At 33.8% G+C, this 15755-nt stretch carries 14 protein-coding genes; 9 read left to right on the top strand and 5 right to left on the bottom strand.

The window, feature by feature from the left end:
* Positions 1 to 44: 44 nt before the first annotated feature.
* The 8 genes from IGB25_RS07205 to IGB25_RS07235 all read left to right on the top strand — a co-directional run bounded on the left by IGB25_RS07205 (position 45) and on the right by IGB25_RS07235 (position 5783).
* Positions 45 to 563, top strand: coding sequence for a PH domain-containing protein (locus tag IGB25_RS07205; protein ID WP_211066795.1), 519 nt, complete (start codon positions 45 to 47; stop codon positions 561 to 563).
* Entirely contained in the window at positions 553 to 2040 is a 1488-nt protein-coding gene (locus IGB25_RS07210; RefSeq protein ID WP_211066796.1) for a PH domain-containing protein, read from the top strand. Before IGB25_RS07205 ends, IGB25_RS07210 begins: the two co-directional genes overlap by 11 nt.
* A 102-nt stretch (positions 2041 to 2142) precedes the next feature.
* Positions 2143 to 2592: a MarR family winged helix-turn-helix transcriptional regulator gene (locus tag IGB25_RS07215; RefSeq protein WP_211066797.1), complete on the top strand. Its 450-nt coding sequence runs from the start codon at positions 2143 to 2145 to the stop codon at positions 2590 to 2592.
* A gap of 4 nt (positions 2593 to 2596) precedes the next feature.
* Entirely contained in the window at positions 2597 to 3235 is a 639-nt protein-coding gene (locus IGB25_RS07220; RefSeq protein WP_211066798.1) for an NAD(P)H-dependent oxidoreductase, read from the top strand.
* A 25-nt stretch (positions 3236 to 3260) separates the two neighbouring features.
* Entirely contained in the window at positions 3261 to 3656 is a 396-nt protein-coding gene (locus IGB25_RS15525) for a YceI family protein (protein ID WP_371815962.1), read from the top strand.
* Positions 3653 to 3841: a YceI family protein gene (locus IGB25_RS15530; RefSeq protein ID WP_371815963.1), complete on the top strand. Its 189-nt coding sequence runs from the start codon at positions 3653 to 3655 to the stop codon at positions 3839 to 3841. Before IGB25_RS15525 ends, IGB25_RS15530 begins: the two co-directional genes overlap by 4 nt.
* A gap of 116 nt (positions 3842 to 3957) precedes the next feature.
* Positions 3958 to 4530 carry a pseudouridine synthase gene (locus tag IGB25_RS07230; RefSeq protein WP_211066799.1) on the top strand — a complete coding sequence of 191 codons (573 nt, stop codon included), beginning with the start codon at positions 3958 to 3960 and terminating at the stop codon, positions 4528 to 4530.
* A 509-nt stretch (positions 4531 to 5039) separates the two neighbouring features.
* Positions 5040 to 5783: a hypothetical protein gene (locus IGB25_RS07235; protein ID WP_211066800.1), complete on the top strand. Its 744-nt coding sequence runs from the start codon at positions 5040 to 5042 to the stop codon at positions 5781 to 5783.
* Positions 5784 to 6490: 707 nt separating this feature from the next.
* Here the strand turns inward: IGB25_RS07235 and dnaK are convergent.
* Entirely contained in the window at positions 6491 to 8413 is a 1923-nt protein-coding gene (gene dnaK / locus IGB25_RS07240) for a molecular chaperone DnaK (protein ID WP_211066801.1), read from the bottom strand.
* An 881-nt stretch (positions 8414 to 9294) separates the two neighbouring features.
* Here dnaK and rocD point away from each other — a divergent pair.
* On the top strand, positions 9295 to 10575 hold the full coding sequence (gene rocD, locus IGB25_RS07245; protein WP_211064440.1) for an ornithine--oxo-acid transaminase: 1281 nt from the start codon (positions 9295 to 9297) through the stop codon (positions 10573 to 10575).
* A 1337-nt stretch (positions 10576 to 11912) separates the two neighbouring features.
* Here the strand turns inward: rocD and IGB25_RS07250 are convergent.
* Genes IGB25_RS07250 through IGB25_RS07260 form a run of 4 tightly spaced genes read right to left on the bottom strand, consistent with a single transcriptional unit; the run spans position 11913 to position 15542 of the window.
* Positions 11913 to 12779, bottom strand: coding sequence for a universal stress protein (locus tag IGB25_RS07250; RefSeq protein WP_211064441.1), 867 nt, complete (start codon positions 12777 to 12779; stop codon positions 11913 to 11915).
* A 2-nt stretch (positions 12780 to 12781) separates the two neighbouring features.
* Positions 12782 to 14395, bottom strand: a complete 1614-nt coding sequence (locus IGB25_RS07255; protein WP_211064442.1) for a BCCT family transporter — start codon at positions 14393 to 14395, stop codon at positions 12782 to 12784.
* A gap of 10 nt (positions 14396 to 14405) precedes the next feature.
* A complete protein-coding gene (locus IGB25_RS15535; RefSeq protein WP_371815871.1) occupies positions 14406 to 14636 on the bottom strand; it encodes a hypothetical protein in 231 nt (76 codons plus the stop codon).
* Between the two features lie 36 nt (positions 14637 to 14672).
* Positions 14673 to 15542: a hypothetical protein gene (locus IGB25_RS07260; RefSeq protein WP_371815872.1), complete on the bottom strand. Its 870-nt coding sequence runs from the start codon at positions 15540 to 15542 to the stop codon at positions 14673 to 14675.
* Positions 15543 to 15755 lie beyond the last annotated feature (213 nt).

Raw genomic sequence — 15755 nt, forward strand, 5'->3', positions numbered from 1 at the left:
ATTATTTTATCTAATCTTATTTTTCTTAAAAAGAATGAATCATCATGATAAATTTTCAAAACCAAACTTTAGATCTTGGTGATTTACCTCGTTTTGAAACTGTAGAAGGTCATCCTGTTGACAAAGCTTATTTAAAAGTTTTGAGAATATTATATACATTTTGGTTTCTGTTAGTGTTTTCTGGTTTGTTTTTAAGTGAATATTCAATAGATTTACCTTCATCTATATTTTACTCTATTTTTGGGGGTTTGGCAATTTTATTTTTGCTTATCATACTAAATATCGAATTAGGATTTTCTCGACGAAAGTTTGGCATCAGAGAAAAAGATTTGATTTTTCAAAAAGGTTTTTTTGTATTCAAGCAAACCATCGTACCTTACAAACGCATTCAGCACATAGAAGTCAAACAAGGCTTAGTGTTTAAAGCTTTTAATTTATATACGTTAAAAATTTATACAGCTGGGTCATCCACAGGTGATTTAAGCATTGCAGGACTCAACCGCAACGATGCTGACAAATTGAAAGCCCAAATTCTAAAAGTTGCTGACCTTGATGAAAACTGATTTCTATAAACCTCAGCGACAAAATTTTAGGGGAATTTTGGTCATTTTTTTAATGGATTTAGCCAAACGTATCAAAGAAAATATTTTTGCGTTTTTACCTTTATTGAGTAGCAACATCAGACAAAATTATTGGGAGTTTATTGTATTGGGTTTTACATTATTACTGGTTTTGCAGTTGTTATATTCTTATAAAAGTTATCTGAATTTTAAATTTCATATTCAAGACGGTCGATTTTTTCTAAGACACGGTGTGTTTAAGTTTACAGATGTAGATATTGCTTTTGACAGGATTCAAAACATCAATATCAATCAAAATTTAATACAGCAGATGCTCAATGTGGTTGGCTTTGAAATTGAAACCGCTGGTCAAGGTAAAGCTGAAATCAGCATCAAAGCTTTGAGCCGTGAAGATGCAGTTGAATTAAAACATATTTTACTTGAAAACAAAACAGAAAATATTAATGAAAATATAGAAACACCAACTAAAACTGCCACAAAACCCGAAGTTCTTTTTCATTTGAACTTAAAACGCTTACTAAAAGTTGGTATTAGTTCAAATTATCTCAAAGGTTTAGGTTTGGTTTTTGCATTTATTGCTACTCTATTTCAGTATATCGAAGATATTTTTTCAAACCTATTTGGCGTTCATTTTGAGGAAACCTACCTTAATCAAATTCCTGAAACTCTTGGCTATATTGCTGGTTTTGTGATTTTTATCATAGCAGCTGCATTTATTGTCACCGTTGCAACTTCTGTGATTAAATATTTTGAATTAAAAATCACAAAAGTTGATAACGAGTTTGAAGTGGATTATGGACTTTTTAAACGCGTGAACCAAGTTATCAAAAAGAGTAAAACACAAGTTTTTGAAGTAGAGCAAAACCCCATAAAAGACCTTTTTGGTATCAAAAATATTTTTATAAGTCAAGCCTCTTCTGAAGAGCTTAACAAGAAAAAGAAAATAGGCATTGTAGGCGTGAGCAATGATGAAATCAATATTATGTTTCAATCTTTGTTTGATTTGCCTTATGCTCAAGAATTCGTTGTACGTCAAAGCAGTATGCGATTGATAATCCAATTGATGATACGGTATTTTATATTGAGTTTGGGTGTTGGAATTGGTCTGTATTTCTGGCAAAATTTTTATATCAGCTCAATTGTGTTTCTGATCTTAATGGTAATCTTTAGCATTATTTCATACAAAACTGTAAAGAAAAGCCATATCGGAGTCAATGAAAATTTAATAAAAATTCATTCTGGCTCAATTCACACCAATATGAAATATATAGCCACGCATAAAATTCAATCGTTAGCTTTAAAACGCAATTGGTATCAACAACGCAACCAGCACGCTGACTTGTTGATTTATACGGCTTCTGGCGATGAGCAAATCAGTTATTTAAAACATAAAGAAGCCTTAGAAATCATCAATTTTCTGACTTATAAAGTCGAGTCAAGTCAACACAGTTGGATTTGATATTGTACAATCAAATTAATTTTTATCTAAATATTTAACATTATATTATCAAATTAGAATATATTAAAATTATACATTTGTATATACAATTATTGTTTATACATGAATATTGAATCACATATCAAATCTTTTAAAATACCAGAACATAAAAAGGCTCTGATTAACATCATTTATTCAGCAAACTACATTGATGAAAAAATCAATAATGTGTTGAAACCATTTGATATCAGTATTCAACAGTTTAACGTTTTAAGAATTTTAAAAGGTCAAAAAGGCAAACCTGCAAATTTATCAACGATACAAGAAAGAATGGTAACCAAAATGAGCAATACTACACGTTTAGTAGATAAGCTTATTGATAAAAAATTAGTCAATCGAAAAGTATGTCCTGAAAACCGTAGAAAAGTAGAAATATCCATTACCAAAAAAGGTGAAGATTTTTTAAACAAACTTAACGCTTCTGTTGAGTCTAAAGAGTTAGAAATGACTAATCATCTAAAAACTAAAAACTTAGAACAAATAAATAAATTGTTAAATCAATTAAGACAATAAACTTATGACAACACACGACTACATTCAAAAACTCAACTTTCGTTATGCGACAAAGCTATTCAATCCAGAAAAAAAGTTAAACGATGAGCAAATTAATAATGTAAAAAAAGCAATACAGCTTTCTGCATCTTCTTACGGTCTTCAGCCTTATGAAGTTTTGATTATAGAAGATATCGATTTGAGAAAAAAGCTCAAATCTGCATCTTGGAATCAGCCACAAATAACAGATGCCTCACATCTAATTGTCTTTTGTGCAAACACTAATGTTGACGACCAATATTTAGATCGATACATTAAAAACATTGCTCAAACCCGAAATATTGATGAAAGTGATTTAAGTGGAATGCGTGATATGTTAGCAAACACAGTTCTAAAACTAGATGATGAATCCAGAATAATCTGGGCACAAAAACAGGCATATATTGCTTTGGGCAATCTTCTATCTGCAGTAGCTCATTTTGGCTTTGATGCCTGCCCAATGGAAGGATTTGACAACGAAAAATACGACGATATTTTAGATTTAAAATCTAAAAATTTGCGTGCAACGGTTATAGCGACACTTGGTTACAGAAGTGAAGATGACCAACTACAACATGCTAAAAAAGTGAGAAAATCTCAAAATGAATTATTTACTGAATATTAATTTTAACCTTTAAATACTAAAAACAATGAAAACAAAATCAAATTTTACAAAATCAATTTTGGCAGTAATAATGGCTTTTACTTTAGTAGCCTTTACTACTGATGTAGAAAAGAAAAAAGTCAACATCAAAGATAGCAAAATCGTTTGGTCTGGCGAAACATTAGTGCTTACTAATACTGGTACAATTAATCTTAATGAAGGCTATTTTGAGTTTGAAAAAGGAAAAATTGTTGGCGGTGAATTTACAGTTGACATGACAAGCATTAATGTTACAAACCTTAAAGGTGAAGATAAAACAAAACTTGAAAATCATCTCAGCTCTGAAGACTTTTTTGCAGTCGATAAATACCCAACTGCAAAATTTGTTATCAACACAGCAGAGAAAAATCTAATGGTGTTTATGGAATTTCTGGAGATATGACTATCAAAGGAAAAACTAATCCTATCGCTTTTGATTTAAAAGTAACTGATAATACTGCAACAACCAAATTAGTTATAGACCGAACAAAATATGGCATCAAATACGGTTCAGGTTCATTTTTTGATAATTTAGGCGACAGAACCATTTATGATGAGTTTAAGCTTGATATTAAATTAAAATTCTAAATATTATCATTAAAGTTTATTAATAAAAACGCTCTATATGAGCGTTTTTTTTTATTTACCAAAATTGCGGCAGTGAATTTACATTGATACGTTTTAAATTTGGATAAAAATATTAAATGGTTCACAAACACTATAAACTATACAAACCCTCTGGCTATCTGAGCCAGTTTATCAATAATCAATCTCGGCGTAAAAACAAAAAACTGCTTGGCGAACTATTTGATTTTCATCCTGATACGATGCCAATTGGTCGTTTAGATCAAAATTCAGAAGGTTTACTTTTACTCACAACTAACGGCAAGTTATCCTACAAAATTTTAAAAGGCAATACCGAAAAAGAATATTGGGTGCTAGTCAGTGGTAAAATCACTTTAGAAGCCATTGAATCCCTAAAAAATGGTATTAACATCAGCATCTATGGCAAAACATACAAAACCAAACCTTGCCAAGCTAATCAAATAGAAACCCCAAATTTACCTGAACCTCAACACGCAATAAAACCACAAGGTGGAAATACAACTTCATGGCTATCCATAACTTTAACCGAAGGTAAATTTAGACAAGTACGAAAAATGACGGCAAAAGTAGGGTTCCCTACGCTTAGACTCGTCAGGGTTAGAATTGGACATGAAAAAATCGAGCATTTAAAACCCAAAGAAGTTTATGAAGTGAATGAATTTAATATTTAAAACTCAAAAAAATATAGATATTTATGTTACTAATACCGAATATGGAAGTGTGATCTAAAGCCTCAAAAATATTAACAGAAAAACATAAGTAAATCTCTATCCTTTTTAATTTTGAATGTTAATTTAACATGAGTTCTATTTATTGAAAGCTGTAAATCAGATGATTACATCTTTTTGTTGGCAAATTTTGTCATTGATAACGAAGAATGAGGAGAAATCTCATCCTACTGAGATATCTCGTCGCTCATGCTTCGCTCTGTTGACATGACAAATGATTAAATATCTGAATTTTATATGAATATATTTTATTGGAATTTATATCGAACTTACGTTAATTTACGGAAGTCAGAAAGCATTAGACGTCTTAAACATCAATCTAAAAACAAAAATGATTAAAAAATATTTAGGATAATTTGTATCCTGTTTTTTAATTTGTAAACCGTTGAAATTTGTTTCAACAGTTTTTTTTGTTTAATTTGATGAGTTAACTTCGTTTCAAAATTCATTTTATGGATGACAAACAATTTATTCCTGGCATTTATAACTACTGCGACCGCTGGTGCGAACGTTGTGATTTTACGCAAAAGTGTCGGGTGTTTCACGACACACATAAAGAGATGAACCAAGCTGAAGACAAAGAAGATTTTGCAAAAATCATTTCGAAAAATCTCAATAAAGCTATGGAAATGCTCATCAACTTTGCTGAAGAAAAAGGAATTGACCTAGATGATATTCAAAACGATGATCAAAGTTATAAAGAAGAAAAACAAAAATTTGAAGATGCTAAAAAACATCCATTAGCAGATAAATCAATGCAATATGTTAATGCAGTTGATGATTGGCTCAAAGAAAACAATAGTTTAGATAAAAAACAAAAAACCTTATTAGAAAACATAGATTTAGGCATTCATCTCGACGACACTGATAAAGCACTTCGTGAGATTGAAGAAGCTTTGAATATTATCAATTGGTATCAATTTCAAATTCACGTCAAATTAGTATCAGCGGTAAATTCTTATCCACATGATCCAGAATTTGAAGATACGATTCAAAATAGACATCATTCTTCTGCTAAAATTGCTTTGATAGGAATTGAAAATTCTATGAAAGCTTGGCAGAGTTTATTGGAACTCCTTAAAGATGACGAAGATTTTATATTAGGACGATTAATGGATTTACAACAGCTCAAAACTATGGTTTATAAAAACTTTCCACAAGTTGATAAATTTAAACGTCCTTATTTTGATGATTAAGTTTTAAACCTAAAACTTTGTCATCACGAAAAATAGGACAAAGCGATTTCTAAACTCGTAGTGAGGAAATATAACCTCATCATTCCGAGGAGTAAAATACAGCGACAAAAAAATCTCACGTGTTTTAGCCGTATTAATTTTTACCATTTAAAAACCAAATTAAACAGACTCCCTCTGCAGAGTTATTCGACATCGCAATGACATAGCTCAGAAACATTGATGAAAACCCAGATGGCAGAAAACTCTTTATCATAATAATCTCGATTTTATTATGAATAAAATTTCAGAAACAGTGCTTATGCTCAAATGAATTGGCTTTATAAACAAAGCCCATTTAAGCTATCTGATCTTTTGGGTGTTTGATGAGATATTCAAACTAAACAGAAAATGACTTTATTTAAGCCACTAATGCAATAATTTTTTAGCCACTAATACATTTTTTAAGCCACTAATACACTAATTTTTTAGCCACTAATGCAATAATTTTTTAGCCACTAATGCAATAATTTTTTAGCCACTAATACATTTTTTAAGCCACTAATACACTAATTTTTTAGCCACTAATGCAATAATTTTTAGCTACTAATACATTTTTTGTATCCTCACGAACAACTACATGTTCTTTATGATTTTAAATTCAATAATTAGAAAGCAAAAAAATCCGCTGAAAACTCAGCGGATTTTTAAATACAATTATAGAATTCAGATCACTTGACTTCTTCAAAGTCCACGTCTTCAACATCATCTTTTGAATCTGAATCTTTAGAGTTTTTAGCATCTTGTTGAGCTCCAGCATCAGTTGCATCACCTTGTGCTTGTTGTGCTTCGGCTTGAGCTTTATACATTTCTTCAGATACTTTTTTCCACTCTTCGTTCAGTTTATCAAGTGCTGGTGTGATTTTTTCAACATCACCTGTTTTGTGTGCTTCTTTCAATTCGCCAAGAGCATCTTCAATTGGCTTTTTCTTATCTTCTGGAAGTTTATCGCCAAATTCTTTCATCTGACTTTCTGTTTGAAAAATCATAGCATCGGCTTCGTTGAGTTTATCAACTCTTTCTTTAGCTTTTTTATCAGCTTCAGCATTAGCTTCAGCTTCTTTTTTCATTTTTTCTATTTCTTCTTCAGTCAATCCAGAAGACGCTTCAATTCTGATGTCTTGTTTCTTACCAGTGGCTTTATCTTCAGCACTTACATTGATAATTCCATTTGCATCAATATCAAAAGTCACTTCAATTTGTGGCGTACCGCGTTTTGCTGGTGGAATACCATCTAAGTGAAAACGACCAATTGTTTTGTTGTCTTTCGCCATCGGACGCTCACCTTGTAAAACGTGAATTTCTACACTTGGCTGATTGTCTTGTGCCGTAGAGAAAATCTGTGATTTCTTAGTCGGTATAGTTGTGTTGGCTTCAATCAATTTTGTATTTACGCCACCCATAGTTTCTATACCAAGAGACAATGGTGTAACATCAAGAAGCAATACATCCTTAACATCTCCAGTCAAAACACCACCTTGAATAGCAGCACCAATAGCAACAACTTCATCAGGATTTACGCCTTTGCTTGGTTTTTTACCAAAGAATTTTTCAACCGCTTCTTGCACTGCAGGAATACGAGTTGAACCACCAACAAGAATAATCTCGTTGATATCATTTTTACTCAATCCAGCAGATTTTAAAGCTTTTTCACATGGTGCAATGGTTTTTTTAACCAAATCGCTGATCAATTGTTCAAACTTAGAGCGTGATAAAGTTCTTACCAAGTGTTTTGGACCACTTTGTGTTGCTGTTACATAAGGCAAGTTGATTTCAGTTGATGTAGAAGAAGACAACTCTATTTTAGCTTTTTCAGCCGCTTCTTTCAAGCGTTGAAGTGCCATTGCATCATCTCTTAAATCAATACCCTCATCTTTTTTAAACTCTTCAGCTAACCAGTCAATGATAGTTTCATCAACATCATCACCACCAAGGTGAGTGTCGCCATCGGTAGCTAACACTTCAAAAACGCCATCGCCTAACTCAAGGATAGACACATCGTGTGTACCACCACCAAAGTCAAAGACAACAATTTTTTGATCCGTGCTTTTTTTATCAAGCCCATAAGCCAATGAAGCCGCCGTAGGTTCGTTAATAATTCGTCTTACTTTAAGCCCAGCAATTTCACCTGCTTCTTTTGTCGCTTGACGTTGAGAGTCATTAAAGTAAGCAGGAACGGTAATTACCGCTTCTGTTACATCTTGCCCAAGATATTCTTCAGCTGTTTTCTTCATTTTTTGAAGAATCATAGCTGACAATTCTTGAGGCGAATACAATCTCCCGTCAATATCAACACGAGCGGTATCGTTTTCACCTTTTGTTACTTTATAAGCCACACGCTTGATTTCTTTAGCAGATTCAGAGAACTTATTTCCCATAAACCTTTTAATCGAAGCAATCGTTTTTTCTGGGTTAGTTACAGCCTGACGTTTCGCTGGGTCACCAACCTTAATTTCGCCACCTTCTACAAATGCAATTACAGATGGTGTTGTGCGTTTTCCTTCAGAATTTGGTATTACCGTTGGCTCGTTACCTTCCATTACAGACACGCAAGAGTTGGTTGTTCCCAAATCAATTCCAATTATTTTACTCATAATATTTGTTTTAAATTCTACTTTTAATTCACTATTTAGTTTTCAATCATTATGCCATCACAAAACTTATGACAGGTTGTCAGACTAATAGTGATTATGGCGACAAACGTGCTATCCACTACAAGTGCCAATAGGTGGCAAAAACAAAACTAAGAGCTGGCAGGAGCTTCCGGTGGTCGCTCAGCCAGCTTAAGTTTTGTAAATTTTGCTACCTATCGTCAGCTTTTCGTTACTATCACTGACGCTTTTCAACTCTTTTTATAGTTTAACTGTATTTATAGTTTAACTATTTGTTTGAATGAATTGTGTTTCAATTGTAACTGCTCTTATTTTGAAGGGTAAATACGACGGTTTATTGTTTTTTTTACATCAAAGAGTGTTCTTATATATCAGTTAAGGATATGAAACAAGAAAACAAATGAAATAGACACTTTTGTTTTAAAAAATATATTGTTTAATAACTTATGTTTGAAGTAAAAAATAACTCAGTCTCGTAATGATTTTTAGCTGTAATCTAATGAGAAACAGTTGTGTTTTTATTATAAAGTCTAATTTCGATATCGTTTTACTTTTAAAAATTAATACCTCAGAAGTATTTATTTAATGAATTGTTAATCATACATCTACAATTAGCATTTCGACTTCGCTCAATGCTCAAACATCTAAAGCATCACTTTGTATTAAATAAAATTCTAAAATTTCCAAAAGCTCAATCTAAAGGCTTTTTAAAGTTGAGCTATTTAATTCGAACTCACGCCGAATTAGTGAAATTCCCAAAAACTTTGTTTAAACTCAGATTAAATTAGACATATAAACTTAATGGGATCCGTAAAGAATAAGATATATTGATATTTTTGTAAAAAACTTAAAAATATAACTTTATGACAGTTCAAGATATTCAAACCTCTCAACAAGCTATAGACATAGAAGAAAAGCATGGAGCACATAACTATCATCCTTTACCCGTAGTGCTTAAAGAAGGCAAAGGTGTATTTGTTTGGGATGTTGAAGGTAAGAAATATTACGATTTTTTATCAGCCTATTCAGCAGTAAACCAAGGTCATTGCCATCCAAAAATTGTCAATGCCATGACCAATCAAGCCAATCGCATTACTTTAACTTCTCGAGCTTTTCATAATAACGTGCTTGGTGTTTTTGAAAAATACGCTACAGAATATTTTGATTTTGACAAGCTCTTACCTATGAATACTGGAGCTGAAGCAGTAGAAACCGCAATAAAAATCTGTCGTAAATGGGCGTATGAAAAGAAAGGTATAGATGAGCAGGAAGCCAAAATTGTCGTTTTTGAAAACAATTTTCACGGCAGAACCACAACCATCATTTCCTTTAGCAATGATGAAGGTGCCAGAAAAAACTTTGGGCCTTATACGCCAGGATTTATCAAAGTCAATTATAACGATACTCAAGCTTTAGAAGAGGTTTTAAAATCTGAAAAAAATATAGCTGGGGTGCTTGTAGAACCTATTCAAGGTGAAGCTGGCGTTTTTACACCAAGCGATGAGTTTATCCCGCAAGTCAAGCAACTTTGTAATGACCATAATGTTTTATTTATGGCTGACGAAATTCAAACTGGTATAGCTAGAACTGGAGCTTTATTAGCGGTATGTGGTAAGTGTAATTGTCAAGGTCATTGCGAACGCCAAGATACATACTCAAGACCCGATATTTTAATTTTAGGAAAAGCCCTTTCAGGTGGAGTTTATCCTGTTTCTGCAGTTCTAGCTAATAATGAAGTGATGAATGTCATTAAACCTGGACAACATGGCTCAACCTTTGGTGGCAACCCTGTGGCTCACGCAGTTGGTATGACAGCTCTTGAAGTGGTAAAAGATGAACATCTCGCCCAAAATGCCAGACATCTCGGTCAACTGTTTAGAGATAAAATAAATGAGTATATTCAAAATTCCAAAATTGTTAATTTGGTGAGAGGTCGTGGCTTGCTTAACGCTATTGTGATTAATGATAGTGAAGATTCTTCAACCGCTTGGGACATTTGTATGGCTCTAAAAGACAACGGATTGCTGGCTAAACCTACACATGGCAACATTATTCGTTTTGCACCACCTTTGGTGATTAATCAAGATCAATTGTTAGATTGTGTACAGATTATTACGGAGACTTTAAAGGGTTTTGAGAAATAGGTTTACTCAGGCTGTATAGTTTTAAATCTAAATTATGCATTAGAGTATAATCCTCCATAATAGCCAACCCTTGTCATTCTGAACGGAGCCTGCCGAACCCTTGTCATTCTGAACGGAGCTTGTCGAACCTTTGTCATTCTGAACGGAGCTTGCCGAACCCTTGTCATTCTGAACGGAGCTGTCGGAGTGAAGAATCTTTTGGTGAAACGAACCCCAATTCGTGAGAGAGATTCCTCTACCGAAGCTTCGGTATCGGAATGACATTCTCCTTGTCATTCTGAACGGAGCTTGTCGGAGTGAAGAATCTCTCAGTGAACCAAACCTCACTTGTCATTCTGAACGGAGCCTGCCGACCTCTTGTCATTCTGAACGAAGCTTGCCGACCTCTTGTCATTCTGAACGGAGCCTGCGAAGTGAAGAATCTTTTCGTGAACCGAACCCCAAAACGTGAGAGAGATTCCTCTACCGAAGCTTCGATATCGGAATGACATTCTCCTTGTCATTCTGAACGGAGCTTGTCGAAGTGAAGAATCTCTCAGTGAACCAAACCTCACTTGTCATTCTGAACGGAGCTTGCCGAAGTGAAGAATCTCTCAGTGAACCAAACCTCACTTGTCATTCTGAACGAAGCTTGCCGACCTCTTGTCATTCTGAACGGAGCTTGTCGGAGTGAAGAATCTTTTGGTAAACGAACCCCAAAACGTGAGAGAGATTCCTCTACCGAAGCTTCGATATCGGAATGACATTCTCCTTGTCATTCTGAACGGAGCTTGCCGAACCTTTGTCATTCTGAACGAAGCTTGCCGACCTCTTGTCATTCTGAACGGAGCTTGTCGGAGTGAAGAATCTTTTGGTAAACGAACCCCAAAACGTGAGAGAGATCCTCTACCGAAGCTTCGGTATCGGAATGACATTCTCCTTGTCATTCTGAACGGAGCTTGCCGAACCTTTGTCATTCTGAACGAAGCTTGCCGACCTCTTGTCATTCTGAACGGAGCTTGCCGAAGTGAAGAATCTTTGGTGAAACGAACCCCAAAACGTGAGAGAGATTCCTCTACCGAAGCTTCGATATCGGAATGACATTCTCCTTGTCATTCTGAACGGAGCTTGCCGAACCTTTGTCATTCTGAACGAAGCTTGCCGACCTCTTGTCATTCTGAACGGAGCTTGCCGAAGTGAAGAATCTCTCAGTGAACCAAACCTCAATTCGTGAAAAAGAGTCTCTCTCGTCCTAATTTCGATACAATTCCCAATATTCCAGAATCACTCAATTTGACGGCTTTATTTAATTGAGTTACTTAAATCGAACTCACATTATTTAATAAATACAGAGTAATTTATTGTTGAGTTTTTGTAATAAAAAGTGGCACATAAAGGTCACGGTTAAAAAGTTCTTCTGTTACGCTTCCAACCATTAGGCTTGAAAATGTATTTGCGCCTTTATCAGCAACGATCAAAAAAGATATTTTATGTTTTTTAGCTTCTAAGCGTATTTTAGAAGTCGCATTTGCCTCGCGTCCAGCAATTAACACCGTTTCTAATTCATGAGGATAGTTGAGTTTTTTAATAAAATTTTCAAATTTTTTTTGGACGTGGTTTTCAACTTTGGTTTCTATCTTGGAGCTATTGATATAAGGAGAAAAATGTAATGGCACATTAAAAACGTGAACAGCTTGCGTTTTAGCCTTTATTCTATCCTGAACCAAACTACTGACCTGAAATGCTTTTTTGGATGAATTTGAGAAATCTGTACTTACCCAAACTTTTTTAATATCAATGCTGTCGAGTTTTGGAATCCAAAGCACATTGCTTTTTAGAATGCGAAGTAATTTAAACCCGACAAGACCTGAGCCTTTTTCTCCATTTTTGTTACCCAACAATACTGTGTTGATATGGTATTTCTGAGAAATGTAGTTGATTAATGATTCCGTATAAGGGTCGTCTGAAATTAAAAGTTCCCAATTAGAATTTACATTCATAACCTTGGAGATTTGTTCTTTAAGCTCTTCATTGATAGCTTCTTCAAGATCAATATCTTTTATTTCTTGTTCAATAATTTCTGAAATTTCATATTTTTTGATATTATGAACAAAATAAACTTTTTCAACATCAAAATTCTCTGATAGGTAATTTGCATATTTAATTAAAGTATCGTCAAGGCTAGATAAATCTAATGCAACTAATATGTTTTTAAAAGTATCCATAATTATTCTTTTTTAGAGTTTCGTTTTTGAATGATATTCCTCACAACATCTTCGTATTCTTTTTCTTCTTCTTTTTTTATTTTACGTTTTTCTTTTGCAACTTCTTCTTCTAAACCTTTGTATAAAGAATAGCACATAATCAAAAGTATTAATGCAAAAGGCAAACCAGTTGCGACAGAAGCTGTTTGTAATGCCCCAAGTCCACCGCCGATGAGCAATACTGTCGCTACGGCACCTTCTGCCAAAGCCCAGAAAATGCGTTGTCCAACAGGAGCATCTATTTTTCCTCCAGAAGTCAAACTATCAACAACAAGCGAACCCGAGTCTGATGATGTGACAAAAAATCCTATAATTAAAACAATACCTATAACGCTCAAAATCGAGGAAAAGGGAAAGTTTTCTAAAAACACAAATAGAGCAGTGGCAACATCTTCTCCTACGGCATTGACAATGGCAGTTTCACCACCTAATACATCGTGTAAAGCCGAACTTCCAAATGCTGTAATCCAAAAGAATGTCACTAAAGTTGGAACAATCAAAACACCCAAAACAAATTCTTTAATGGTTCGTCCCTTAGAAACCCGAGCAATAAACATCCCGACAAATGGAGACCAAGCAATCCACCACCCCCAATAAAACACAGTCCAACTGTTTTGCCACGAGGTGTTGGTATAGCTTTCATTCCACAAAGAAATTTCAAATAAACTACTGACGTAATTTCCAATATTTTCAAGATAACTTTCAAAAATGAAAAGTGTCGATCCTAAAACAACCACTAAAACCAACAAGATAACAGCAATTCGCATATTCCATTCACTCAGCACTCTTACACCTTTATCTACACCCAAAACTACCGACAATGTAGCAACAGCTGTTATTCCCGCGATAAGTAATACTTGCGTAGTGATACCACCACTAATGCCAAAGATATGAGATAAGCCAGCGACCACTTGTTGAACACCAAAACCTAAAGATGTAGCTAAACCAAATAAGGTTGCTAAAACTGCGAATATATCTATGATATCACCAATGAGTCCATAGATTTTATCACCTAGGAATGGGTAAAAAACCGAACGAATAGTTAGTGGTAAACCTCTTGAATAGGTGAAATATGCAAGTGCCAAACCAACAAGTGCATAAATTCCCCAAGCATGTAAACCCCAATGTAGAAAGGTATAATTCATAGCTTCTTTAGCGACCTCAAGGGTTTGAGCTTCAGCCATAGGTGGGTTTCCAAAGTGATTAATAGGCTCGGCTATACTCCAAAATAATAAGCCTATTCCCATACCAGCACTAAACAACATGGCAAACCACGATAAGGTTTTAAATTCTGGCTCTGCATCTTTGCCACCAAGCCTGATTTTACCAAATTTGCTAAAAGCTAAAAAGATTACAAAAAACAAAAACACATTAACACACAAAACAAAAAACCAACCACCGTAGTCAGCTACAGTTTTTTGAATTTTGTCAAAATAAGTCTCTGCTGTTTCTTTAAAAATTAAGGTTAATGCAATACCAATTATAATGAGTATTGATGAGGTAAAAAACACAGAACCATTGACTTCTAATCCAAATATCGACTTCTTTTCATCGCTTCTTACTACTTTTTTAGACATAAATATATATTTATCTTGATTTGTTATCGGTTAAAAAATAATATCCAAAATTGATATTAAAACGGGCTTCCCATTTAGCATCAGGGATTCCTACGCTAAAATCATCTATAAAATTACCGCCTAACCATGAATGATTATAGCCAGCAAGATAATCAATATAGGTATATAAATTGCCAGCGGTAACCAAAATGCCTGTCACATTCATAAATGAGTCATTAAAATCATTTACTCTTTTGTGCATATAACCAAAATCATTGTAAAATTGTAGGTTAGAAACTTATTCCCAATCAACCTTTACCGATTTTGAAACGGCTAATGTGTACATTTCATAATCTGTTGCCACTTCATAAGGAGAACCATAAGCCCCCATTTGAATGACATCTCTAGATTCACCAGATGCATTAACGGGGTTGTTATCAATATAGGCAAACTCTGATTTTAAGTTCCAAGAATTAAAGTCTAACTCGTAATGCAATGCAAATCCGTAATGCTCTCCTGTTTCTTCTGTATCAAGATTATATAAACCGCCATATTGACCAGAAATTCCAAACCTATGTTTGTAGCTTGTGCCTAACTTGTAGATAAATTTTCCATTAAATTGGTTCACTTCTTTATTGCGTCCTACAACATCATAAGAATATCGACTAGGGTCTGTCTCTGTTAGTCCTCCAAAGTTTAATTCTTCAGCGTTTTTAAAAAAAGCGAGATAATATTCAAATTTATCTTGAACATTAGAATATTTTATACCCATATCATGATCGTCTTCAAGTCCAGTATAATAAGTGATATTAAAAAACCAGTTATGAGAATTGTATTCAGTAATTCCAAAGGGAACTTGAGTTAGACCCAATTGGAGATTCTCCTTTTCATTAAAATCATAACCTAACCATCCACTTTTCATGAAGTCGCCTCCAAAACTTTCAGAGTAAAAGCGATATTCAGCTTGTAAACGAATCCCTCTATATTCCACATCAGTATTAATTCTAAAAACATCATAGCCAAAATCTCCACCGCGTTCTTTTTGATCACTTTTCCATGAAGATAGATTGTAATTGTATCTTAAAGCTCCTCCTAAATCAACAACAGGCTTATCTTGAGCTAAAATAATTGAAGGATTAATAAAAAGCGACCATAAAATTTTCTTCATAAAAAAGAATGGTTTTCTTCAAATTTCAAAAAAATGTTAAAGAATAACAAACTTAATTAAACCTTTATTAGAAATACTCGACGTATAAAACACTTAAGAAAAGTGTATATTACTGGTAATCATAGCCTATAATAAGAAAAATAATCGTAAAGATTTAGTGCCTGTAAAAATTAAAAAAAGAAAGATTTAATAGATTAAATAAAAAAACATTCT

Origin of the sequence: Flavobacterium sp. CS20, assembly GCF_018080005.1 — a bacterium.
GTDB lineage: Bacteria > Bacteroidota > Bacteroidia > Flavobacteriales > Flavobacteriaceae > Psychroflexus.